This window comes from Paenibacillus sp. GCM10027627 (assembly GCF_042675505.1).
Lineage (GTDB): Bacteria > Bacillota > Bacilli > Paenibacillales > Paenibacillaceae > Pristimantibacillus.
In genome coordinates this window covers 261,037-285,416 of sequence record NZ_JBHTHB010000002.1, presented here as the reverse complement: position 1 = coordinate 285,416, position 24,380 = coordinate 261,037, and the positions used below count along the sequence as shown (strand labels likewise).

The window sequence follows — 24,380 nt, the reverse complement described above, 5'->3', positions numbered from 1 at the left end:
ACGAGACATGCACAACAAGGCGGAACGACTCAAAAGAGTGTCTCCGAAATTGCCGGAGGTGCCGGCAGAGATTCGGCATCGGGTGCCGCCGGGACAGACGGTAACGGAGCGGTTTCCGATTTTGCACGAAGGAGAAATCCCTTTATACGATCTGGATACATGGACGCTTCGTGTATTTGGCGAGGTGGAGAAGGAGCGGACGTTTACTTTCCATGAGCTGCTTGAGCTGCCCCAGCGAAAAATCGTTCGCGATATTCACTGCGTAACGCGCTGGTCCAAGCTGGACACGGAGTGGGAGGGCATTCGGTTTTCGGACTTGCTTCCTTTGCTTGGCGCAAACCCGGACGCTAAATATGTCATGATTCATGCAGATGAGGAATACGATACGAACGTACCGCTGGAAGATTTGATGAAAGACGATTGTATATTGGCGCATCGCTTTGACGGCGAGCCGCTTACGGATAAGCATGGCTGGCCTATGCGCCTCATCGTTCCCCATCTTTATTTTTGGAAAAGCGCCAAATGGATCAGAGGCATTGAATTTATGAAGGAAGACCGGCCCGGCTTCTGGGAACGCAACGGCTTCCATAACTATGCCGATCCTTTTTTGGAGCAGCGGTTTACAAGTGAAGAAAACGAGATGCCAGAAGACGAATGGCTAAAAAAGGAGTTTGATTAGCATGTACTTGCCAATTTTGCAAATCAATTCGGAAGACCTGCCGCCGTTTGCTATCGTATGTGGCGACCCTAGACGTGCCGAGGCGATTTCCCGCAAGCTGGACGGCGCGGTTGAGCTGTCCTTTGCCCGTGAATACCGCACATTTGTTGGAGAGTACAACGGCGTAAAGCTGGCTGTGGTCAGCCATGGGGTAGGCTCCTCGGGAGCGGCCGTTTGTTTTGAAGAGCTGATTCGCGGAGGAGCGACGACGCTTATCCGGGTTGGAACAGCGGGTTCTTATTCCGCCGACCATCCGGCAGGGAGCTTAATTGTGAGCACCGCTGCAGTAAGGGCGGAAGGGCTTACGAGCCAGCTCGTTCCTGCAGGGTTTCCGGCTGTGGCGGACAGCGACATTGTAACGGCGCTGTATGAAACGGCACTCGAAAGCGAAGGCATCGTCAAAAAGGGAATTACGGTTTCGCTGGACGTCTTTTTTGCAGGCGTGGTCGAGGTGCCGCATAAGCAGTATAAAGCAGCGGGGGTTCTCGCCGTCGAGATGGAAATTGCCGCATTGTACGTAGTGTCGGCTCTTCGCGGCGCCAAGGCAGGCGCCATTGTGGCGCTGGACGGCTACGCCGATTCGGATTTGGCAGCGGATTACGATCCGCATACCGATGTTGTCGCAAAAGCGGTCGATCGCGAAATTGAAACAGCGCTTAAAGCGATTGTGAAGCTGGCCGGGTAAGAGCGGGACTGGCGCGGTTTAGTGGCGCGAGCTAGGAAGCGTTATAGGTTGGAGCGAGGGGCATCTCGGCCATTTAGTGGTGTGAAAAACCACTAGCGGTGCGGACGAGACGCATTTTGATGATATAGTGGTGTGAGAAAATACTTAAACAGTGGGACAATAGAATTTATACGTAACTTTTAGAGTGATTTTAAAGAGGATACGTTTAAAAAGCGCAAGCTTCGGGGCGAGTACAGCTCTAGAGCTTGCGCTTTTTATGTTAGCTTTTTCTCTTTTTAAAAGTAGGCTATGTTTATCTTGTATGTTGGTATTTAAACGATGCAAGCGTCAGTGAGCAGTTTACAACAATAAACCGCCCTTAACAGGGCGGTTATCTTTTTGGCCGCTTACGCTTGTTTCGGAGCATACTTCAGCTCGGCTGGTTTTAGTTTAGCATGCGGGGGGCTCCAGGCCGGGGGTCCGTATTTTTTCATATAGCCTAAAGTGTTTAGGTACGGCTCGGCGGATTGCTCGTCGTCCAAAGAACGAAACAGCTCCCAGCAAGCAATAACGTCATTCAAAGCGCGATGACCGCCTATTAATGGGATGGCATATCGGTCGCACATATCTTTGAGGGTGTGAGGATAGACATGCCGCTCTCTGCTGATCGTTAACGTATCAATAAAATCATTTTTGAAGGAACGCCCGGCAATACGCATTAGAGAATGGTGAAGGAAGCTTAAGTCGAATGCAGCATTGTGAGCAACAAGAATGTGATCGCCCAGCATTCGGTTCAAAATCCGGAACGCTGTATCTTCATCCATGCCGCATGCCGTCATTTCGTCAGTAATGCCTGTCAGTTCCGTAATTTTTGGCGTTAACTTACCTTCATATTGAACAAGCGTGCTGAATTCACTGGCTACAACTCCATTAACAACTCTAATGGCCGCCATTTCGATTACACGATCGTTTTTCGGGTCGAGGCCGCTTGTTTCAAAATCGAATATCGTAAATGAATGATTTTTTATAAATTGCATAGGAATCACCGCTTTTTTATGTCATTTCAGTTAAATTTGTTTCTTTATGTATTCGACAATGGCGGCCATTTCCCTTTTTTCGACAGAAGAAAACCCCGCCATGATTGACGGGGTTTTTTGGATTTTTAATTTTTCCGTTTTAAAGGACTAGTGGTTGCTGCCTGATGCGTTTCCTTTTTTATCGGATGATTTTGTTTTTGTGTTTTTGTTGGCATGTCCTTGTTGTTTCGCCATCGAATTTCCTCCTCCCTGCTGTTTCAATTAGTGTTTAACTGTGGCGATTGGCTTTATTCGTCCGGTCTTATTTGTCTATACTATTCCACAAATTGGTCGAGAAATTGTTCGCTTTTAACACTGTTCATTTTTTTTGCAAAAAAGATGAAATGAAATAAGGATTTTGGGGATAGTAACTTTGGAGCATGAATCAATTGAGATAAAGGGAAGGTGCAGGCTAATGATGGAGCAACATTCAGAAGCGCGCAACAACAAGCGCAAACAGAGGTTATTGGGCTGGAAATCGGTGAAATACTTAAGCGTAGCATTGTTGACGCTGGCTTTAATGTTCAGCCTGCCACATAAGACTATGGCGATCGGGAAGCGGGCAAAAGGTCCCGACGTTTATGTCATTCAGGGGATGCTGAAGTCGCTCGGCAGTTATGCGGGTCCAATTGATGGCTATTACGGGCCGGCAACAGTAAAAGGCGTGAAATATTACCAAAAAACGCATGGCCTAAAAGCGACGGGTTCAGTAGATGTCAAAACACTGCAATCCATTAGCTACTCGTACTCAACTGTTAAAGGAGCGGCGAAGTCCGGTGCCAAAGCACAAAGCAAAGGCAAAGGCGGAGCTGGAGCCGGTGGCAAAGGCGCAGGCGGCGGAGCTGGTGGCGGCGCAGGCGGAGGAGCTGGTGGCGGTGCAGGCGGCGGTGCAGGCGGCGGAGCTGGTGGCGGCGCAGGCGGCGGAGCTGGTGGCGGCGCAGGCGGCGGAGCTGGTGGCGGCGCAGGCGGAGGAGCTGGTGGCGGTGCAGGCGGAGGAGCTGGTGGCGGTGCAGGCGGAGGAGCTGGTGGCGGCGCAGGCGGAGGAGCTGGTGGCGGCGCAGGCGGAGGAGCTGGTGGCGGCGCAGGCGGAGGAACTGGTGGCGGCGCAGGCGGAGGAGCTGGTGGCGGCGCAGGCGGAGGAACTGGTGGCGGTGCAGGCGGCGAAGGTGGCGGAGCTGGCGGTGGCGCAGGTAAAGGCGGCATCGGCGGTGGCGGTACTGGCGGCGGAGCAGGCAAAGGCGGCAATATCGGCGGTGGCGGTACTGGCGGCGGAGCAGGCAAAGGCGGCAACATCGGCGGTGGCGGCACTGGCGGCGGAGCAGGCAAAGGCGGCAACATCGGCGGTGGAAACACTGGCGGCGGAGCAGGCAAAGGCGGCAACATCGGCGGTGGCGGCACTGGCGGCGGCGCAAATAAAGGCGGCAACGTAGGTGGCAACACAGGCGGTGGCGCGAACAAAGGCGGCAACGTTGGCGGAGCTGGCACTGGCAAAGGCAAGCCAGATGCAAAAGGTTCTAATTAAACCGGGACGATGCAAGTGCTGCGAGTCCAGTTTAACGAAATGAATGTTTAACAGAGGCCGTTTCATGGTACTCCCTTTAATAAAGGGACGTGTCATGGAGCGGCTTTTTGCATTTTGATACATGGATGAACGATCTCATACATAGCGAGTGGAACGTACAGAGTGGATCGACGTACCAAATAAGGGTAAACTGTCATTAAACGATACTAGTGTCAGAATGGAGCGGCAGCATGAATAGATGGACCATTCGATCAAAAGCTAACGGACTATTAGCGATATCTTTTATAGGTATTTTGGCGGCGTTTCCGTTTCAGAACACCTTTTGGGGCGGATTGCTGTTTGCCGCCTTCAGCGCCGGAACGATCGGCGGACTTGCGGATTCCTTTGCCGTTGGAGCGCTGTTCGGCGATCCGCTTCGAATCAAATGGCCAAGGTGGATGGGCACTCATATTATTTCTAAAAATAGGGACAGGCTCGTTGGCGAACTGGTCGACATGGTGGAAAATGAGCTTCTTACGGTGGACGCTATTCGCGGCACGTTAGAGGAGCATCATTTGGGAAACGTCATTGTAAGGTATATTACAGAAAACGGCGGTGCAACAAACGTTCACGGAATTTCTCAAAAGCTGGCCAGTGAGCTGCTTGCAAAAACAGACCCGGAAGAACTGGCTGCCAGCCTGCACGCTTTTTTGGAAGGTCATGCGGATGCGCTGCAAGCTTCCGATCTGCTCGCGGATATCGGCGATTGGACGCTTCGTCACGGCTACGATGACCGAATCGTCACTTATATGATTCAGCCATTTATTCAGTTGGTGAAATCAGAGCCTTTCCGCAAAGTGATTGAACAATTCGCCAGCTCCGCTATTCGTTCTTACGAAGGGGAGAAATTTCGCCGCAGGCTGGTCGATTATACAGCCGGGCTAAGCGCTCCTTCGATCAGCCTCAAAGTGCAGGACTGGTTAGTTGCTTTCCTGGAACGATTAAAGGAAGAGGATCATCCTCAGCGCAAACGGATGAAAGAAGTGCTGACAGAGCTTATTCAGCGCTTAAGGGAGGACGAAGGGCTGCGCGAGCGTGTCGAGGCCGGAAAACTGAAGCTGCTAAACGTTCTAAAGGAGCATTTTCAATTGGAGTCCTTTATCCAAAAGCGAATTGCCTCTTTGCAGGAGGAGATTTTGAACTCCCAAAGCGATCAAGACGACTCCCATATTACGCTTCGCTGGCTGAAGGATGAGGTCGACAGGGCGATTGAAGTGTTGCAAAATAGCGAGCCGCTGCAAAAGTCGCTTGACGAAGGCACAAAATCGATGCTGCTTGCGTGGCTGGAGCAAAAGCACGCTTACATCGGGCGGATGGTCAAAGCCAAGCTGGAAGCTTTTACCGATGAGGAATTAATCAAGCTTGTGAAGGAAAAAGCAGGCAAGGATCTTCAATATATCCGGCTTAATGGAATGATTGTCGGCTGTCTCGTCGGCATGGCCCTATTCCTTCTTACGTTTTGGATTGGAGGGAAATAACGATGACGATGAGAAAAAAGGCCAACCTATCGCTAATCCTATTAGCCATTCTTTTTGTTGCCGCTGCTGTTTGCCTCTATGTTTACCCCGGCCAGTGGTGGTCGCGGCTGCTGCTTTATACGGCTGAAGCAGGGCTTGTCGGCGCTCTTGCCGACTGGTTTGCGGTAACGGTTCTGTTCAGACACCCATTCGGGTTAAAATGGTTCCCCCATACCGCGATCATTCCGCGCAACCGCAACAAGCTGGTGGAAGGCGTTGCCGCGATGGTGGAGGAACAACTGCTCAGCAAAGGGCTGATCAAAGAGAAGTTGATGGAATTCAGCATTGTGGATTCCGTCATAGAATGGTTGGACGGCAAGCAGGGAGAGCGTCCCGCTGCGGAGAGAAGCTGGCAGTTGCTGCTTGCTTTGCTGCGCAAGATCAATCCTGACGGGGTGTCGCAAAAGCTGGATCGGCATGCTAGAGAAGCGCTCCTCGGCGTCAATCTATCCCCTTATGCGGGCAAAGCGCTCAGATGGGTTTTGGAAAATAGCGATTTTCAAAAATGGCTCGGCCATCTCGTCGATTATGCTGCAGAGCGCGCTTCGAGCGAAGAAACAAAATTGGCTATCCGAGCTATGCTGACAAAAGAAAAGGACAAGTTTGTAAATGAGGGCGGCTCGATTACAAGGTGGTTCAAGAAAAAGCTGGTCGATTTCGCCGAAGCGGCGGACGCCATTAATTTCGACGATGCAGCGGCGACGCTTAATCGAGATTTGCAAAGCTTTATGGTTGAATTGCGAAATCCCGACCACGAAATTAGGCAGCTAATTGAAAAACGGATATACGAGCTGGCGGATATTTTGGAAACGAGCGAGGATATTGCCGCCGCTATCGAGGCATGGAAACGGCAACTGCTGGAGCAGGTATCGTTCCAGCCGTCTATTCGCGCTCTAATTGAATCAATTAGGGATATGCTGATCTCTCATAAAGAGATGAAGTATGTAGTAGTGGATGAAGCACCTTTGAAGTCGGATGATATCAAGGAATGGATCGTAAATATGCTCGATCGCTTCTGGAATCATTTTAAATCGGATGAGGCGGCCAAGGGGCAATTAGACGGTTATTTAAAAGGGTTTATCGGCGGGATTATCGAGCAGGAGCATGCGATTATCGGGAAAATCGCCCGCAAGACGCTCGAAGGTTTTACGGAAGAGCGGCTGGTGCAATTTATCGAAAGCAAAGTGGAGCCGGATTTGCAGCGAATTCGGTTGAACGGTGCCGTTATCGGAGCGGCGGTCGGGGCATTGCTTTTTCTCTTTTTGCAGGGCGTATATGCTCCGATATTGGAATGGCTATAAAAAGAAGCTTGTGCCTATGGGCGCAAGCTTTTTGCTTTTTTCCGCAACTTAAAGGGACTTTTGGCGTTCTTTATAAAGAATACCTGGAATGATATAGTGAATAAAGCATAAAAAATGAAACGCAAACAGAGTACAAATGTGGATGGAGGATCATGATGAAAAAATGGATTTGGAGTTTGGTCATCGGCTTGCAGCTTAGTTTACTGCCACAGCCTTTGACAGGGGCGGCAGAGCTGGAAAGTTTCAATATCGAAGCTGAAAACCGCATTTTAGCGGCAGCGGCACCGACAGCCGAAGCGGCGTCACAGCCAACGGGCGCGGCTTCCATAGGGGAGGTGCAGCCTCATCTCATCGATTTGAAGCGGTGGGGCATTTCGTCTAATGGGACGAAGCCTGTAGAGACGACAAAAGGAATCAACAACGCCTTAAAATGGGCGTCTAATAGCGGAATAAAGGCTGTAACGCTGCCTAAAGGCACCTATTTGATCGATAAAAACAGCCGCATCAATATGGTGAGCCATATGTTGTTTCAATTGCCTGACGGTGCCGTTATTCAAAAGGAAAGCAACGGAAAAGAGCTGTATCATACCCTTTATGTCGGCTTTGGAGTCGAGCAGGTGACCATTAAGGGCGGAGCCTATAAGGGGGACCGAAATGGGCATAACTTCGATCAAAAAGACAATGTACATTCTTCCGGAACGCATGAGGGAGGTTTCGGCATAGCGCTGGAAGGAGCAAACTCTGTTACGATTGACGGGGTTTCCTCAACCGATTTTACGGGCGACGGCCTAATCATCGGGGGCCACGGTTCGCTTATTATGGACTTATATGAAAAAAGTTTTGTTTCCGGCGAATTCGACGAAAAGGGCAAAGCGATTGCGAGCAAAAATAAAATTAGAACTCAAAAACCGCTTAATTTAAATCATCCTTTGTTTAAAGTAAAAAAAGAGTTTGAATTGTCAAATGCGATGAAGCTGCCGCTCAAATACGATCTATACTTTTTTGACAAATCGAATAAGCTTGTTGGGACGTTAAAGGACAAAAAGATGAGGGAGTCGATCCAGATTCCAGCGCAAGCGACATCCGTTCACTTTGTTTTCCACAAGGCCGACAGCAAAGGCGCTTATGTAGAAATGTGGAGCCGGACCGTCAGCTCCAACGTTGTCGTCAAAAATTCGGAGTTTGCGTACAATCGTCGACAAGGCATAACGGTTGGCGGAGCGGATCAAGTGCTTATTGAAGGCAACGAGCTGCACCATATGAAAGGAACTTTGCCGCAAGCGGGAATTGACGTGGAAGGCGGCTACCATTACAACGGCCATTTCAACAGCAACATTACGATTAAAAACAATAAGTTCCACAATAACGCTTCGTACGATGTTGTTTTGTACGACGGCATCAATGCCGTTGTGGAAGGAAATCATTTGGCTTCCAAAGATGTAATTGGCCTTGCAATTTCCGAGCCGTTTGATGGGGCGACGATTCGAAACAATCATTTTGACGGCTCGCGCATTATGGCCTACAACAACGCCACTTTCACTGACAATCGGATGGACCGTTCGCTTGCCTCGTTTCTCGGCACCAAAATTAAAATTGACGGCATGGAGCTGACGGATTCTATTCTCTCTATAACGTCCAAGGAAGCTTTCGGCAATACGGTGTCAAACGTTAAAATTACAAGTCTAGACAACAAGCGGGAATCCGGACTTTCGTTATGGGGAAAACGAATTCGGCTTAGCGACATTACGATCGTTGGCGAATCCGCTCTTCGCACATTTACAGGGGGTGTAGAGCCGGGCAGCATTATCGACCGTCTGAAGGTCATCGGCTATAATTCCAAACTGGGCTTGTCTTTGCCGCCCGCTACTTATAACAACTGTGAGTTTTCAGGCGCAGAGGGGGGCGCGCACGGTTCAGTTAACTTAGGTATGGGAGGGAAATACGAGTTTAATTCCTGTACCTTTACGGCAAGCTCAACCGCCTCAGCTTCTTTGACAGGGGAGCATGCCGGGCTTGATTTGACCATCAAAAATTCAACCTTCGAGCTTTTAGGAAACAATCAAGCGATCAGCATTCAGAAAGCAAGTAGCGTACTGCTCGAAAACAACCGCATAACAGCCAGAAAGCTGACGAGCGAAAAAACGGAGATCATTAGATTCAACGATTATTGGAAGCGCAGTGAGAATCACGATATTTTGAAAGCGACCGTAACAGGCAATACGATTGTTTCCAATGTGGCTGCTGTCGGGATTTCAACCGTATATGCCGGGGTGGGAGCCCCTTCGTACCTCATAGAAAACAACGTGCTCGAAAAAGCGAAGCTTGCGCTCAAGGCAAACGATAAAAATGTGAACAATGTATTGAAATAGCTCCATGTACCGGGCTTATGCCAAAGCGGGCGTTTTATGACTTATGCCAGGCCTCCTTCGCATATATACAAATAGAAGGGGAGCGTGATCGCATTGAATCGTCAGGTAGCCAAATATTTTCAGCTAAAAGCGAAGCATAAGGAAATCGAGCAGGAGCTGGCGGAGCTACGCCAATCCATCGTCGATTATTGCGAGCAATTGGGCGTTACGGAAACGACGGTCGGCCATTTTGAGGTCAAGCTTGTCAAGCAGGAAAGAAAGGAATACGACGATACTAAATTGTATGAGGCTTTGCCCGATCCGCAAGTTTGGCGGCTTTTGTCAAAGCCCGATCTTGCCCGAATCTCAAGCTTGATTAAGCTTAGAGTTCTATCCGAAGAGCAGCTTAAACATACGTTTGCTTTGAAGCAAGTGACGCTTTTGCAAGTGGAGAAAAAATGACGTTAAGGAATGGACAGGAGACATGCGGCGCATACTATTCTGGTTACTCTGGAACCGGGAGTTGTGCAAATAATGGGATGGAATGGGCTGATTGCCTTGCTTTTTGTCATCCAGCAGTGGGCATATCCGCACTTAACGATTGAATCGCAAGGAGATGTTGTGGCGGAGGAAGTGTCACGCGACGATTATTGGCACTCTCTGCCTGGAGCGCCGCTTGTGAACGAACATAAGCTGAACAAGCTGATGGATGGAGTAGCTGGAAGAGTGGATAGGGATTCGGTTAATGCTACACTAGATGGAGCCGGGAAAATTGTGCCTGAGCAGCCCGGCTATTTGCTCGACCGCACTCGGTTTAAAGCGTTGTTTTACGGTTATATGATGGAGGGCGAGCCGACGCGTCTGGAAGTTCCTACAAGGAAGTATTATCCGAGAGTGGACAGCGAGGTGCTGTCTGCGATCAAATCCAGATCAATCGGCCAATATGCCAGTTATTACAATAACCGGAACCGCAACCGTTCCTCTAATATTGCTCTTGCGGCAAAGGCGCTTAATAACTATGTCGTTTTTCCTGGAGAAAAATTTTCGTTTAACGAAACCGTTGGGAAACGGACGAAGGAAAAAGGGTATTTGCGCGCTCCTGTCATTGTAAGAGGGGAAATGTACGAGGATATTGGCGGAGGAATTTGTCAAGTTTCTTCTACTCTGTTCAACGCAGTCGACCGAGCCGGACTGACCATATTGGAGCGATATTCACATAGTCGAAGCGTCCATTACGTGCCGCCTGGCCGCGATGCAACCGTGAGCTGGCATGGGCCGGATTTTATTTTTCAAAACCCGTACGATCAGCCCATTCTTATCCGGTCTTACGCGGGAGCAGGTGCAGTAAGCATTATCATTTGCTCATCCGAGCTAGTGGAGCTTCGCCCAAGGGAGGTGCCTAGCGCATCCAAAAAGCTGCCGGAGGAAGTGAAGCTGGACGGTCGGAACGTAAGTGGCGAGTAGAGGGGATATTCAAAAAACCGCAATCGCAAATGCGAGTCCGGAGGGTTGTACTGCCCTATTCCCGGTAGCCGCTAAGCGATTGCGGTTTTGTTTTAACTATAGTGTACAGGGATCAACTAACTAGTCGGTGCTAGGACACAACAAGCGATTGCGTAATCGATTGCGTACTGCCGAAACCGTTTTTCACAATGACTTTAAACTGATAGGTTCCGGGAGAAAGGCTGATCGTCTTGGATGCGCTTTGGTAGGCGGTACCGTTCTCTGAGAGGAAGCTGCCCTGGAAATTATTAATATTTAGACCGTTTTGGTGCAGCTCCCAAATATCCGCATTATTGCCGCCTTGGCTGATGGTGAAGCCGACACTATAAGTGCGGTTGCCGAGGCTTTGAATCGTAAGGGCAGGAGTTGCCGGTGCGCCCGTATATCCGCTAAAGTTCACATCAAGCGCCGGAGCACTCACGACCGTACCGTTTTTCAAATAAGCTTTTACATAATATTTCAAATAAGTGCCGATGTCGCCCGAGTCGCTGCAAACGGTCGTTGTCAATTGGGCGCAGCCTTGCACAATGGCGCCTCCCCATGGGTACATGACGGGCACTCTAGCCACTTCATAATAAGCGACGTCGCTGCCGAGATCGGTCCAAGCTATATCTGCTTTATACACTCCCGGAGATAGTTCGCCTTGATACGTGGTCCAGCTCGAAAATGCACCATTTGCAAAGACGCTGCTTCCCGCCGTCATCAACATGATGACAAGCAACAACATAGACAAGCCTTTTTTCATAACCGTTCTCTCCTCTCAAAATGGGAAGTTTGGCTGTCGACTCTATTCTATTAGCCAACCCACGATAAATATATCATATATTACAAAAATGGCAATAAATTATAATTTTAAATATTCCTAAACTTTTCCTCACTCTAGCCGGAGTAATCCATTTCCGATACAATCTATAGAACGACTATTTATGACTATTAAAAAAAGCGGTGACTTCCTTGTTCAAATTATTGCTTATAGAAGACGATATTACTTTGTTTAACGAAATCAAAGACCGGCTGTCCCAATGGTCTTATGAGGTGCATGGCATAACGGATTTCGGCGGGGTGATGGAGCAGTTTACAGCGATTAACCCCGATCTTGTCGTCATCGATATACAGCTCCCCAAATACGATGGCTTTCATTGGTGCAGAATGATTCGGTCGCATTCCAATGTTCCGATCATCTTCCTGTCCTCACGCGATCATCCGACGGATATGGTGTTGTCGATGCAGCTTGGCGCCGACGATTATATTCAGAAGCCGTTTCATTTCGACGTGCTGATCGTGAAGGTACAAGCGATTCTCCGTAGGGTCTACAACTATAATGCGGAGAAGACGGAGCTGAAAACATGGCGCGGAGCAACGGTTGATTATGAAAAAAATGTGGTGACAAGCGGTGCGGGTTCGATCGAGCTGACTAAAAACGAAGTGTTTATTTTGAAGATGCTAATTGAAAGAAAGAACAAAATCGTCACCCGCGAAGAGCTGATCAATCGGCTGTGGGATGACAAAAGATTTGTAAGCGACAATACGCTGACCGTCAATGTAAACCGACTGCGCAAGCGGCTGGACGAGCTTGGTCTCGGGCAATTTATCGAAACGAAGGTTGGACTTGGCTATATGGCGGTTGAGGAAGGCCAGGCATCATGATCAAAAAATATGTGACGGAGAGACGAAGCTGGATTGTTTTGTTTGTCGTCCTACAGCTTCTAGGTTTGCTCATCGTTATTGTAGATTCGACGATTCCGCTTGAGTCGATGCTCTATTTGCTGTATTTGTCTTCCGGTGTATTTATATTGCATTTTATTATTCGATACCATAAAGAAACGAGATTTGTGAGAGGCCTTGAGGAGATGGAGGCGTCGGTGGGGCAAGCCGGTATACCAGAGGCCGAAACGCCGTTTGAGAAAGTGATTGCCTCCGCCATGACGGGACAGATGGAGCTGCTAAAGCGAGCCGCTACGGACAACCGAATGGCTTTGGAAAATGAAAAGGATGAACTGCTGTCCTGGATTCATGAGGTGAAAACGCCTCTGACCGCGATGAGACTGATGATCGATCGGATGGATGACGGCGCGATGAAAACGGGGCTTACTTATGAGTGGCTTAGAATTCATTTGCTGCTGGATCAGCAGCTCCATCAAAGCCGCATCCCTTTTATGGAAAACGATTTGTATATCGAAACCGTCGATCTGGAAAGCGTCATTTTTGACGAGATCAGAACGCTGCAATCTTGGTGTATTCAAAAGGGGATCGGCTTTGATCTTGGATTGGACGAGCCTGCGGCAATCAGCGATGCCAAGTGGCTTGCTTTTACGCTCAGACAGCTTCTGACCAATGCGGTGAAATACAGTTCGGCTTCCGATATTGCAGTAAGAAGCTATCGCCGGGGTGATGGCCATATCGTGCTGGAAGTAGCCGATTGCGGGCGCGGCATCGATCCGAGAGATTTGCCTCGCATTTTTGACAAAGGATTTACTTCGACGACGGTCCATCGGGACAGCGCGGCTACGGGGATGGGCTTATATTTGGCCCAAAAAGCGGCTCAGTCTCTACTCATCGACATTCAAGTGGAATCCAGACTTGGTGAAGGAACGACGTTTGTCCTCACTTTCCCCGAGCGGAACGACTTTGTGCAAATGACGAGCATGTGACAACATTGTCACATGCTTTTATTGTTTTGTTCGTTAAATCGAAGGCAGGGAGTAGGGAGATTCTATTACAATACAAGTAATAGATCGAAGGAGAGTGCAGCAGATGGTTATATTGGAAGCTTCCAAAATTCACAAAAGCTATGGAAACAAGTTCAATAAACAGGAAGTGCTCAAAGGTCTCGATATTAGCATTGTCAAAGGAGAGTTCGTCAGCATTATGGGCGCTTCGGGCTCAGGCAAAACAACTTTGCTGAATGTGCTGTCATCGATTGATCATATTAGCAGCGGCGCAATTAAAATCGAAGGAAGCGTCATCTCCACGCTGAAAGAAAAGCAGCTGGCGGAATTCCGTAAACGTCATTTAGGGTTTATTTTTCAGGAGTATAACTTGCTCGACACGCTGACGGTAAAAGAAAACATTTTGTTGCCGCTGTCGATTACAAAAACGCCCCGTAAAGAGGTGGAACGCAAATTCGAAGAGGTAGCGACCGAGCTCGGCATTTACGAACTTCAGGGCAAATACCCGAACGAAATATCGGGTGGTCAGAAGCAGCGTACCTCCGCGGCAAGGGCGTTTATCCACGATCCAAGCATAATTTTTGCCGATGAGCCAACAGGTGCCTTGGATTCCAAATCGGCCTCCGATTTGCTCAATAAGCTGAGCGCAATGAACCAGAAGAGGCAAGCGACCATCGCAATGGTGACGCATGACCCCGTTGCCGCCAGCTATTGCACAAGAGTAATTTTTATTAAGGATGGCCGCATTTATTCCCAATTGAACAAAGGGGAGCAGACGAGACAAAGCTTTTTTAACGACATTATGTCGACGCAAAGCGTCCTGAGCGGGGTGCATCATGAGCCTTAATCAACTCATGTTCCGAAACTTAAAGAAGAACATTAAAAATTATTATTTATACGTATTTGCGCTCGTGTTCAGCTCCGCTCTTTATTTCGCTTTTGTTACGCTGCAATACGACCCGGCGATGGATGAAGTGGAAATGTCCATTAAAGGCGGGGCCGGCATTAAAGCGGGTTCGGTATTGCTTGTTGTGATCGTTTCGATCTTTTTGCTGTACGCCAATACAATCTTTATCCGCAGACGGAGCAAGGAAATCGGGTTGTTTCAACTGATCGGTATGACCAAGCAGAAAATTTTCCGTTTGCTTACTGTGGAAAACTTTATTTTGTACTTCGGTTCCATTTTGATCGGGGTAGGGGTCGGGTTTTCGGTTTCCAAATTGCTGCTCATGCTTCTGTTCAAAATGATAGGCGTTGAGGCGATGGCCGAGCTTTATTTTTCGCCCCAAGCGCTCGTTCAAACGATTATTGTATTTTTGGCCATTTATTTGTTGGTTATGTTGATGAACTATTTGTTTATTAAAAAACAAACGATTCTATCGCTGTTCAGAGTGACCTCATCTACGGAAGGGAAAGCAAGAAGATTGTCCTGGTTCGAGATGGTAATCGGCATAATCGGTATTGCTCTTATTGCAGGGGGTTATTATTTATCCTCGCAGCTGTTTGGCGGTAAAATTGTGTCGATGAACGGTTTATTTATGACGATGATTGCGATTTTAGGATCGGTTATTATCGGAACGTATCTTTTTTATAAAGGCTCAGTCAGCTTTTTACTCCATCTCATTCGCAAGCAAAAAAACGGGTATTTGAACATTGTAGAAACGTTGTCGTTGTCGTCCATTATGTTCCGGATGAAGTCGAGCGCTATATTGCTGACCATTATTACAACGGTATCTGCGCTGGCGATCGGTTTGTTGTCGCTTAGTTACATTTCCTATTATTCCGCCGAGAAAACGGCTCGCAACAACGTCCCCGACCACTTTGCGTTTATGACGGAAGAAGCGGCGAAGCCATTCAAAGACGCTTTGGACGAAAAGGGATGGGGCTATACGGAAAACGTGATTCCGGTCATTCAGGTCGACGTTAAAGTGGAGCAGATTATGAACAACAGCCTCGATGGGATGAGCATCAAAGATTCAAGCCTTATGACGCTCCCGGTCGTAAGTGAAAAGTCGGCCGACCGGATCGACGTATCGCCTGAGGAAGTTTATTTTTCGGGGTACAGCAGCGTATTAAAACAGTTTTTGGCGCTGAAGGATTCCGGTCCTGTCGAGCTTATTAACCCGCATGAAAAAATTGCGCAGCAATATATTGGTCTGAAGGATCAGCCGATCGTTTCATGGCCGTTCAAAAGCGGCGGATTGCCGGTTGTCATAGTTGACGATTCCATTTTCAAGCGGCTGAATGAAGGCATCGATCCGTCTATTCAAAAAAAATCGAACCTTTATATCGGCATTCAAATGAAGGATCGGGACAAAGTTAAAGCGGCGACGGAGCTATTTACCGAGATGAAGCTGGATGAGAACGAGCCTAGCGACTCGCAGCTCAATACAAGCAATCAGCAAAAGCAAATGATGGGCTTCATCATGTTTATTGTCGCTTTCTTAGGCTTGACGTTCCTGATTACATCCGGCAATATCCTTTATTTTAAGCAAATGGGCGAAAGTGAAGAGGAGAAACCGAACTATACGATTTTGCGAAAGCTTGGCTTTACGAGGACAGATTTGATTCGCGGCATTCGCATCAAGCAGTTGTTCAGCTTTGGCATTCCGCTTGTTGTCGGGCTGTCGCACAGCTACTTTGCGGTCAAATCGGGCTGGTTTTTCTTCGGCACGGAGCTGGTCACGCCAATGTTGCTGGTCATGCTGCTTTACACCGCGCTTTATTCCATCTTCGGTATTTTGTCCGTTCAATATTATCGGAAAATGATTAAAGAAGCATTGTAAGGAACGAAAATATTCCGACCCGCGATTTATTGAACTTGCACTTATAGGCCTATGCCCACATACAATGTACAACTGACGCTTTGACGCGCTAGGAAGCCAGCGTCGGCTGGATTCTGGCAATACAGCCTGGGGGTGTACGCAACATGGGAATATTTACGGCCATTGCTTTATTTATTAAACAACTGACGCTGCTCGTCTCGTATGTGAAAAACAACGCTTTCCCGCAACCGCTCAAGGAAGAGGAAGAAACGAAGCATCTGGCGCTCATGGCAGAAGGCAATGCCCACTCGCGCAATTTGCTGATCGAGCATAATCTTCGGCTGGTTGCCCATATCGTCAAAAAATTCGATAACACGGGCGAGGATTTGGAGGATCTTATTTCGATTGGCACCATCGGGCTTATTAAGGCGATCGAAAGCTTCCAGACGGGAAAAGGAACAAAGCTGGCGACTTTTGCGGCTCGCTGTATCGAGAATGAAATACTTATGCATTTGAGGTCGTTGAAAAAAACGAGGAAAGACGTATCCCTGCACGATCCTATTGGGACGGACAAAGAGGGGAACGAGATTACTCTTATCGATATTCTCGGGACAGAGTCCGACGATGTGGCCGATAAGGTACAGCTCAAAATCGAAAAAAGCAAAATATATAAAAATTTAGATATACTGGATGATCGCGAGAAGGAAGTGGTCATCGGCCGTTTCGGACTGGTGCATGGCGGAGACGAGCGAACGCAAAGGGAAATTGCGAAGGAACTTGGCATATCGCGGAGTTATGTTTCGCGTATTGAGAAGCGGGCGCTTATGAAGCTGTATCATGAGTTTTATAAGGCTAAACGATGATTGGATAATGGATGTCCAGTCGTTCCATAAACAAAAAAAACGCAAGGTCATTGGGGATAACCCTAGACTTTGCGCTTTTTTTTATGTGCGTCCATTCGGATTAAGCAATTGGACTAACTGATTAGAGATTCTTTTTTGGCTGTGGTCGCCGACAGTTCGATCATTTCACTTACCGTTACAAATTGATATCCGCGTTCCGTCAGCAGCGGAATGATGCTTTGCAGTGCTTCAATGGTTTGCTCTCTTTCTCCGCCGCCGTCATGAAGCAAAATATTTGAGCCGCTTTTTATGTTGGAAACGACCCGTTCTATTAACGTTTCTGCCCCAGGCTGCTCCCAGTCTTTAATTAACATGTCCCTCGACCAAAGAACGACTTTGTATCCTAAGTTTTCGACCTGATCCAGTAGACAATTTCTGAAAACACCGTAGGTTGGCCTAAATAAGCGGCTTCTGTTTTTTGTGATCAACTCAATAGCGGCTTCCGTATCCAAAATTTCTTTTTTCAATTGTTCAGCCGTTAATTCAGAGAGCTCTGGATGCGAGAAAGTATGGTTGCCGATCTCATGCCCCTCTTCAGCTATTCGAAGCGTAATTTGGGGAAAGTATTCAACAAATTCACCTAATACAAAAAAGGTCGCTTTAGCGTTATAGGCTTTTAATACATCTAAAATTTTTGGAGTGTTCAGAGATGTCGGGCCATCGTCGAAAGTGAGACAAACAAAGGAGCCCAGATCGGGAGGTATGTTAAATCCACGTATGGCTCTAGGATCGATGGGATCGTCAAGCGTGGGATCGTTGCAAATGATCCGATAGTCAAAAAGTTTGCCGGACAAAGTTGGTTCTCCTTTCATTAGGGATACACTTCAAGCTTCCAGACGGAATAGCCGAAAGTTGTCGCTTTTTTTAAACACAATAGTTTAAGATATCTCCCTTTTTCATTTTGAAAGTGGATGGTTTCTTCTCCACCATGGCCATTATCCGTTTCATGAATGTCGATCCAATCAAGCGAGTTCATAGAGGATTGGATTTTATAATGTTGGGCATAGGCGGACTCCCAAGTCAATTTTAGTTTGGAAAAGGTTGTTTCAACCCCCAAATCAACGTATAGCCAGGAGCTATCCTCCTCGGGATCGCTGCTCCATCTGGAATCCATTTTTCCATCCACAACGTTGTCTTTCGTAAATTGAGAATGCTCATCGCTGGATGAGTAAACAGGTTTATGAAAGGCTAAATCATCTAATAAACTCCCTTTGGAAGTAGTCAAGGCAACGGGCTCGCTGGCAGGACTTGTATTCCCAAATAGACCTATGGCACGAATTGAGATTCGATAAGAGCGATCCGGCAATAAATTTGGAATCGTAAACTGGCGCAATGTTGTAGTGGAGACGAGCTCTTCGTCTTTATACACTTCATATGAGGTGATCCACAACGGCTCCGTTTGTTTGCTCCAGTCCACTTTAATGCTTGTAGAGCTATTTGCCAAAAACGTTGGCGGATGGGGCGTATCTAAATTCAGCTCTTGAAATTGCTCCAATAAAGGATAGATTTCGTTAACGTTGCCGACGTATTCATTAATTAAACGGAGTGAATCCTCTTCCATGCTTTTGATTTTTTGTATGAGATCGATTAAGGCTACACGTTTAAATTTTCTGGTGATGGCCGATTTTGAAAGGACTAGTTTAAGAGACTCCAGTTTCTTGGCAATATCAAAATATATGCTGGAATATATGCTTGGCCATTCTCTTTCTGTAACGAATTGTGAAAACAATAGCCGCGATCCAGCAATGATAGAGATGGCGTCGTCAAAATAAGGCAGCAGTTCAAAAAGATGATCGTCGACTTGTTCGTTTTCCTCGAAATAAAGAGCCAATTCATTGTAAAATGAAAAGCTGTCATGGAAATGACGAATATGTGATTTGGCTCTTCGATCGATATCCGCCTTAAATTCGTTGCTGTATTCAAACTGCTTCACATCATAGTAAGTCAGCCAATTATGATCGTAATTAATTAGTTCTTCACCGTACTGTAAGTCGCATAGGGTGTACACAATTTCTTTTTTCAGCGGGACATCATCTACTAGAAAGGTATCATCGCCTAAATAGTTAACGATGAGCAAAGAGTGGTTAGCTAAAGGCTCCATTCCTGTCCGATGATGAAGTTTTGGGGCGTGCAGCCAGATGAATACACTCTCGCTATCCAAAAGGGATATAAGTTTATCCTTAACATCTTGAATCCGATTAAAGGGAATCTCTATTTTTTTTATACCTAATTGTTCGAACTCGTTTCCCAAATTGGAAGAAAGTCTCCACTTCTTGTTCCTTTTTTTAATCACTTGATCCAAAACATCATCTGTTGATTCCAAACAGTTGTAATAAAAATGTTTAACAGGAATCCCTTTCTCAAGCAGATGGTTAAACACTTGTATTTTTCTGCAATTTAAATAATTGAACGATTGGTTTTTAAATATCTGTTCCAAATTTTTTTCCTCCAAGTAAATGAAATATGGCAGATAGGCAGTATTTATAATAATTAAATATTTTGTATAAATAAAATGAATTAAGAAAAAAATAATAAGTGATTATTATCAATAATTCAGTTTTTATGTAATTACATCATCTGCCCTTCTTTATAAATGTGATTTTTATGACTTTTTATGGGTGTAAACATAATGTACCATAGTATTTCATATATGTCATTTTTTAAAAATTAGATTGAATCAATGAAAGGCTGAACGCTTCAAATTCCCTCATTATGGGTATAGTACGTATAAATCACGATAGCAAAGGAGTGGGGTACTATGCCAAAAGCAAAAAAGGTTGCGTTTCTGCTGGCGGACGGCTTTGAGGATTCCGAGATGAAAAATCCGTTTGACGAACTGGTGAAAAACGGCCATGAAACGGTTATTATCGGCTTGCATGCCGGCGAGAAGCTGGAAGGAAAGCGGGGGACGATCGCTTATCAAACCCATTTGTCGATTGCGGAAGCGAATACCGGTGATTACGATGCTGTCGTTATACCGGGAGGACGTTCGCCCGGCAAGCTTAAAGACGATGAGCGCATTCAACATTTTGTACAGGAAGCCAACGAGAAAGGAATTGTCATTGCCGCCATTTGTCACGGGCCGCAAGTATTGGCCGAAGCAGGCTTGCTGGAAGGAAGGACGCTAACCGCTTACCCAGAGCTTGCATTAGAAATAGATAGGTCTGGCGGTCGTTTCCTGGATCAGAGCGTTGTGGTGGATCAAAATTGGATTACATCCCGTACGCCGGAGGACGAGCCTGATTTTATAGGTGAAATCGTGAAAAAAATAGGTGTTAATGCATGGTAAAATAAGCTGCGTAGCTGTTGGAAATCTGTTTGGAACCTGTTTATGTCCTGTTCATAATCTGCCATTCTTGACTCCCGTGCGCTAATGCACTATATTAGTTTCTATACCTATTGGGGTATAGAAATGTCATTATTTATGCGGGGGATATAAGTTGAACAGTGATACGCTTGTATATATCTTTTTTGTTTTGTTTCTCATTGCAATGGCATACTTCATCATTCGTCCAGTAAGAGGGCTCGCCAACCTTAGCCCGCGTCGGTTTGAGGATGAAATGAACAGTGCAGACGGCGCAACCCTTATCGATGTGAGGGAGAGTCATGAGTATGTACGGGGCCACATTCCTGGTGCGGTCAACATTCCTTTGTCTCAGCTTGGGTCCAGATTGGATTCCATTCCCGAGGAGCAAAAGGTGCTCTTGTATTGCCAAAGCGGCATGCGGAGCAAGCGGGCTGCCAAACTTTTGAGCAAGCACGGCTACCGCAATATGGGTCATCTGTCCAGCGGCATTATGGCTTGGGGCGGTCCGTTGGAGAAAAAGTAGCATTGTTTTGCTGCTGACGTTCGGCAATTTCAAAGGTTTTTAACATCAAATAAGGCTTGGCGCTGCACAAGGGAGCAATACACGCTCCGGGGCAGTCGTCCAAGCCTTATTTCTCGTTTAGGCATTGATTCTATCTCAACTTTAGATTAATATGATGTCATATAAAATATATATGACGTATTATTAATGTGAAGTATGACGTTTATGTTCATAAATTGCGCACCATTTAACTGTGATGTACATTAAATTCATGAAGATGAAAGAAGCATTCCATGGCGTAAAGCCGGAGGGGACTAGCGAAACATGAAACCTGAGAGCGGAAAAGGAAAATTGGGCATTATTATTTGTAAACATTGCAACGTTCAAGTGGAAACGGTGGATACGAATCGCATTTCAACCTTTTATGGCGTTTGCGACCATCCTGAATGCAGACGGCTGCACGGTACTTCTGCCGCAACGATACCTGCTCTAATTGAAGAGTCATTTTAAGATATGAATACAAGGGAGGATACCGAAATGGGAAACAGTGGAGTAAGCGAACGGAATACAGCACCCAGTCTGGAGGAGGCCCACCAGAATTTGACGGTAGCACAGCTTGTACAAGCCGCACTGCTTAGAGGAGAAGGACAACTGACCTCGACCGGGGCTCTGCAAGTGACAACGGGAAAATTTACAGGACGCTCTCCTAAAGATAAGTTTATTGTCGATGAGCCAGCGACGACGGATCATATCGCATGGGGCGGCGTAAACCAGTCCATGACACGGGAGCAATTCGATTCCCTTTACGAAAAAGCGCTGAACTATATGGAGAAACAACAACTGTTTGTGTTCGACGGTTTTGCCGGTTCCGACCCGGACTACCGTCTGCCTATTCGGATTATTAATGAATACGCATGGCAAAACTTGTTTGTCCATCAATTGTTTATTCGTCCGACCGAAGAGGAGCTTCTCCAGCATACACCGGAGTTTACGGTCATCGCTATGCCGGGGCTGCAAGGAAATCCCGCAACGGACGGAACAAACTCGGAAACATTTATCGCCTTGTCCTTTGAGCGGAAAACGGTGCTGATCGGCGGCACCCATTATGCAGGCGAGATGAAAAAGTCCATTTTTAGCGCGCTGAATTTGCTGCTTCCTTTTAGAGGCGTAATGCCGATGCATTGCTCCGCCAACGTTGGGGAGAAGGGCGATACGGCTTTGTTTTTCGGATTGTCGGGAACGGGAAAAACGACTTTGTCCGCCGACCCGGATCGCCAGCTCATTGGCGACGACGAGCACGGCTGGTCCGACAACGGCGTATTCAACTTTGAAGGCGGCTGCTACGCGAAGTGTATCGGACTTACGGAAGAGAAAGAGCCGCAAATATGGAACGCAATTAAATTCGGCTCCGTTTTGGAAAATGTAGACGTAAATGAAGGCACTGGCGAAGCTGATTACAGCAGCAATTCCTTGACGGAAAATACACGTGCCGCGTATCCGATCGACTTTATTCCAAATGCGGTATTGCCCGGAGTGGCTGGCCATCCTGAGGTAATCGTGTTTCTGACGGCGGATGCTTTTGGCGTATTGCCTCCCGTGTCCAAGCTGACAAAAGAACAGGCGATGTACCATTTCTTATCCGGTTACACGTCTAAGCTTGCCGGAACGGAACGCGGCGTAACGCAGCCGGAAGCGACGTTCTCCTCCTGCTTCGGCGCACCGTTTCTTCCTTTGAAGCCAAGCGTGTACGCGGAAATGCTCGGAGAAAAAATTACAAAACATAACGCGCGTGTTTATTTGGTAAATACGGGCTGGAGCGGCGGTCCATACGGGGTTGGCAAACGAATGAATTTGCCGTACACAAGAGCGATGGTGACAGCGATCCTAAACGGAAGCATCGAAGAAGCTCATTTCGAGCCGCATTCTGTGTTTGGAGTGCTTGTCCCGGATGGAGTGCCTTCCGTTCCTGCCGAGCTGCTGGATCCAAAAAGCGTTTGGTCCGATCCGGAAGCTTATGATCAGAAGGCGCAGCAACTGGCCAAGCTGTTCATACGCAATTTCGAAAAGTTTAACGGTGTGGCGGAGAGCATTAAGCTTGCCGGGCCTCAACTAGCATTGGAATAAAGAAACGATGCATCAAATAAAAAAGGAGCTGTATTTCAGGTGGTTCGCCACTTGAATACAGCTCCTTTTTGCATAAAATCCGTCTCCGTCTACAGGTTTAAGCAAGCTTTCTGTATTTAACCTAAACATGAACAAAGCCTTCGCTCGCATAAGATAAAAAAAGGCCGTTTATTCCGGAAAAAGGGGGGATGATGGCAGCATGTCCGTACAAACGGTCATCGTAAGCGCGGCAAGGACGCCGATTGGAAAATTTGGCGGAGCGCTCAAGGAGGCAAGTGCCGTTCGGCTCGGCGGTATTGCCATTCGAGGAGCGGTAGAGCGGGCTGGCATCGCCGGAGCCGATGTGGACAAAGTGATTATGGGAATGGTGCTTCAAGGCGGCAGCGGGCAAAATCCCGCTCGGCAAGCGGCATTCCACGGAGGACTGCCGTGGGAGACGGCGGCGGAGGCGGTCAATAAAGTATGCGCCTCGGGACTTCGCGCCATTGCGATGGCCGATCAATGCATCCGCGCGGGCGACGGCGAAGTCATCGTGGCGGGGGGCATGGAGAGCATGAGCGGCGCGCTTTATGCGCTTCCCGGCATTCGCTTTGGCAAGCGGATGGGCCACGACAATTTGATTGATCTTATGCTGCGAGACGGATTGACATGCCCATTTGGCAATGCCGCCATGACGGAATATGGCAACTCGGCGGCGGAGCAAGCCGGACTTACCCGTTACATGCAGGACGATTGGGCGCTGCGCAGCCACTTGAGAGCGGTTCAAGCGGCCGAATCGGGCATTTGGGCGGAAGAAATTGTCCCGGTTCCATTAAGCGGGGGCGGCGGGATGGATCAAGCGGCAAAAGACGAGGCGCCGCGCAAGGATGCCGGGATGGAGGCGCTTTCCAAGCTGCCTTCCCTGTTTCCTGGGGGGACGATTACGGCAGGCAACGCGCCGGGAATTTGCGATGGAGCGGCGGCCGTCGTCTGTATGTCGAATGAGCGGGCGGGCCAGTCGGGGACGAAGCCGCTTGGTATCATCCTCGGCCATGCCGAAGTGGCGCTGCGGCCGAAGGAGATCGCCGATGCCCCGGCGCTGGCCCTTCAGAAGCTGCTGGGCAAAACGGGTTATACTCTCCCGCAAATCGACCGGTTTGAAATTAACGAGGCGTTTGCAGCCGTTGTTCTGAAGAGCGGGGGCATTGCCGGCTGGAACCCCGAAAAAGTCAATGTGCACGGCGGAGCGATCGCGCTTGGTCATCCGATCGGCGCGAGCGGAGCGCGAATTATCGTTACCCTGCTCCATGAGCTGCGGCGCATCGGCGGAGGGATGGGCATCGCCGCTATTTGCAGCGGAACCGGGCAAGGGGACGCTATTCTCATTAAAGTGGAGAAGGAAGGCTGATGTACCTTTCATGACCGTTAACGGGAGGTGAGGACG

General features: G+C 47.9%; 22 protein-coding genes. 18 read left to right on the top strand and 4 right to left on the bottom strand.

Annotated features, from left to right (window positions below):
• The first annotated feature begins 7 nt into the window (after positions 1-7).
• Positions 8-679 carry a sulfite oxidase-like oxidoreductase gene (locus tag ACFQZE_RS09350; protein WP_379356085.1) on the top strand — a complete coding sequence of 224 codons (672 nt, stop codon included), beginning with the start codon at positions 8-10 and terminating at the stop codon, positions 677-679.
• A 1-nt stretch (position 680) separates the two neighbouring features.
• Positions 681-1,403: a nucleoside phosphorylase gene (locus ACFQZE_RS09345; protein WP_379356083.1), complete on the top strand. Its 723-nt coding sequence runs from the start codon at positions 681-683 to the stop codon at positions 1,401-1,403.
• 386 nt (positions 1,404-1,789) lie between these two features.
• Here the strand turns inward: ACFQZE_RS09345 and ACFQZE_RS09340 are convergent, their stop codons facing one another.
• Positions 1,790-2,419: a 3'-5' exonuclease gene (locus ACFQZE_RS09340; protein ID WP_379356081.1), complete on the bottom strand. Its 630-nt coding sequence runs from the start codon at positions 2,417-2,419 to the stop codon at positions 1,790-1,792.
• A 454-nt stretch (positions 2,420-2,873) separates the two neighbouring features.
• Between ACFQZE_RS09340 and ACFQZE_RS09335 the strand changes: the two genes are divergently transcribed.
• The 6 genes from ACFQZE_RS09335 to ACFQZE_RS09310 all read left to right on the top strand — a co-directional run bounded on the left by ACFQZE_RS09335 (position 2,874) and on the right by ACFQZE_RS09310 (position 10,649).
• On the top strand, positions 2,874-3,980 hold the full coding sequence (locus ACFQZE_RS09335) for a peptidoglycan-binding domain-containing protein (RefSeq protein WP_379356079.1): 1,107 nt from the start codon (positions 2,874-2,876) through the stop codon (positions 3,978-3,980).
• A gap of 230 nt (positions 3,981-4,210) precedes the next feature.
• Positions 4,211-5,497 (top strand): DUF445 domain-containing protein, encoded by a 1,287-nt coding sequence (locus tag ACFQZE_RS09330; protein WP_379356077.1) that lies wholly within the window; start codon positions 4,211-4,213, stop codon positions 5,495-5,497.
• A 2-nt stretch (positions 5,498-5,499) separates the two neighbouring features.
• A complete protein-coding gene (locus ACFQZE_RS09325) occupies positions 5,500-6,837 on the top strand; it encodes a DUF445 domain-containing protein (protein ID WP_379356075.1) in 1,338 nt (445 codons plus the stop codon).
• 152 nt (positions 6,838-6,989) lie between these two features.
• Complete coding sequence (locus ACFQZE_RS09320; RefSeq protein WP_379356073.1) at positions 6,990-9,206, top strand: right-handed parallel beta-helix repeat-containing protein; 2,217 nt, start codon at positions 6,990-6,992, stop codon at positions 9,204-9,206.
• An 84-nt stretch (positions 9,207-9,290) separates the two neighbouring features.
• On the top strand, positions 9,291-9,647 hold the full coding sequence (locus ACFQZE_RS09315; RefSeq protein ID WP_379356071.1) for a hypothetical protein: 357 nt from the start codon (positions 9,291-9,293) through the stop codon (positions 9,645-9,647).
• Between the two features lie 72 nt (positions 9,648-9,719).
• A complete protein-coding gene (locus ACFQZE_RS09310; protein ID WP_379356069.1) occupies positions 9,720-10,649 on the top strand; it encodes a VanW family protein in 930 nt (309 codons plus the stop codon).
• Between the two features lie 130 nt (positions 10,650-10,779).
• Here ACFQZE_RS09310 and ACFQZE_RS09305 read toward each other — a convergent pair whose 3' ends face one another.
• Entirely contained in the window at positions 10,780-11,433 is a 654-nt protein-coding gene (locus ACFQZE_RS09305) for a hypothetical protein (RefSeq protein ID WP_379356067.1), read from the bottom strand.
• Between the two features lie 209 nt (positions 11,434-11,642).
• On the opposite strand from ACFQZE_RS09305, the gene ACFQZE_RS09300 reads away from it, so the two are divergent.
• From ACFQZE_RS09300 to sigK, 5 genes are all read left to right on the top strand, one after another.
• Positions 11,643-12,335 (top strand): response regulator transcription factor, encoded by a 693-nt coding sequence (locus ACFQZE_RS09300; protein WP_379356065.1) that lies wholly within the window; start codon positions 11,643-11,645, stop codon positions 12,333-12,335.
• Positions 12,332-13,339: a sensor histidine kinase gene (locus ACFQZE_RS09295; protein ID WP_379356063.1), complete on the top strand. Its 1,008-nt coding sequence runs from the start codon at positions 12,332-12,334 to the stop codon at positions 13,337-13,339. Before ACFQZE_RS09300 ends, ACFQZE_RS09295 begins: the two co-directional genes overlap by 4 nt.
• A 103-nt stretch (positions 13,340-13,442) precedes the next feature.
• A complete protein-coding gene (locus tag ACFQZE_RS09290; RefSeq protein ID WP_379356060.1) occupies positions 13,443-14,204 on the top strand; it encodes an ABC transporter ATP-binding protein in 762 nt (253 codons plus the stop codon).
• The gene (locus tag ACFQZE_RS09285; protein ID WP_379356058.1) at positions 14,194-16,143 is read left to right on the top strand and encodes an FtsX-like permease family protein; all 1,950 of its coding nucleotides are present in this window, start codon (positions 14,194-14,196) and stop codon (positions 16,141-16,143) included. The genes ACFQZE_RS09290 and ACFQZE_RS09285 overlap by 11 nt, the downstream gene beginning before the upstream one ends.
• Before the next feature lie 143 nt (positions 16,144-16,286).
• Positions 16,287-16,985 (top strand): RNA polymerase sporulation sigma factor SigK, encoded by a 699-nt coding sequence (gene sigK, locus ACFQZE_RS09280; RefSeq protein ID WP_379356056.1) that lies wholly within the window; start codon positions 16,287-16,289, stop codon positions 16,983-16,985.
• Positions 16,986-17,098: 113 nt separating this feature from the next.
• Here sigK and ACFQZE_RS09275 read toward each other — a convergent pair whose 3' ends face one another.
• Positions 17,099-17,818 (bottom strand): polysaccharide deacetylase family protein, encoded by a 720-nt coding sequence (locus ACFQZE_RS09275; protein ID WP_379356054.1) that lies wholly within the window; start codon positions 17,816-17,818, stop codon positions 17,099-17,101.
• 17 nt (positions 17,819-17,835) lie between these two features.
• Entirely contained in the window at positions 17,836-19,461 is a 1,626-nt protein-coding gene (locus tag ACFQZE_RS09270; protein WP_379356052.1) for a discoidin domain-containing protein, read from the bottom strand.
• A gap of 321 nt (positions 19,462-19,782) precedes the next feature.
• Here ACFQZE_RS09270 and ACFQZE_RS09265 point away from each other — a divergent pair, with 321 nt between their 5' ends.
• The 5 genes from ACFQZE_RS09265 to ACFQZE_RS09245 all read left to right on the top strand — a co-directional run bounded on the left by ACFQZE_RS09265 (position 19,783) and on the right by ACFQZE_RS09245 (position 24,344).
• Positions 19,783-20,313, top strand: coding sequence for a type 1 glutamine amidotransferase domain-containing protein (locus ACFQZE_RS09265; protein WP_379356050.1), 531 nt, complete (start codon positions 19,783-19,785; stop codon positions 20,311-20,313).
• A gap of 151 nt (positions 20,314-20,464) precedes the next feature.
• Positions 20,465-20,854, top strand: coding sequence for a rhodanese-like domain-containing protein (locus ACFQZE_RS09260; protein ID WP_379356048.1), 390 nt, complete (start codon positions 20,465-20,467; stop codon positions 20,852-20,854).
• Positions 20,855-21,157: 303 nt separating this feature from the next.
• Positions 21,158-21,343 (top strand): GapA-binding peptide SR1P, encoded by a 186-nt coding sequence (locus ACFQZE_RS09255; RefSeq protein ID WP_379356046.1) that lies wholly within the window; start codon positions 21,158-21,160, stop codon positions 21,341-21,343.
• 27 nt (positions 21,344-21,370) lie between these two features.
• A complete protein-coding gene (gene pckA, locus ACFQZE_RS09250) occupies positions 21,371-22,957 on the top strand; it encodes a phosphoenolpyruvate carboxykinase (ATP) (RefSeq protein WP_379356044.1) in 1,587 nt (528 codons plus the stop codon).
• Positions 22,958-23,156: 199 nt separating this feature from the next.
• Positions 23,157-24,344 (top strand): acetyl-CoA C-acetyltransferase, encoded by a 1,188-nt coding sequence (locus ACFQZE_RS09245; RefSeq protein ID WP_379356042.1) that lies wholly within the window; start codon positions 23,157-23,159, stop codon positions 24,342-24,344.
• Positions 24,345-24,380: the final 36 nt, after the last annotated feature.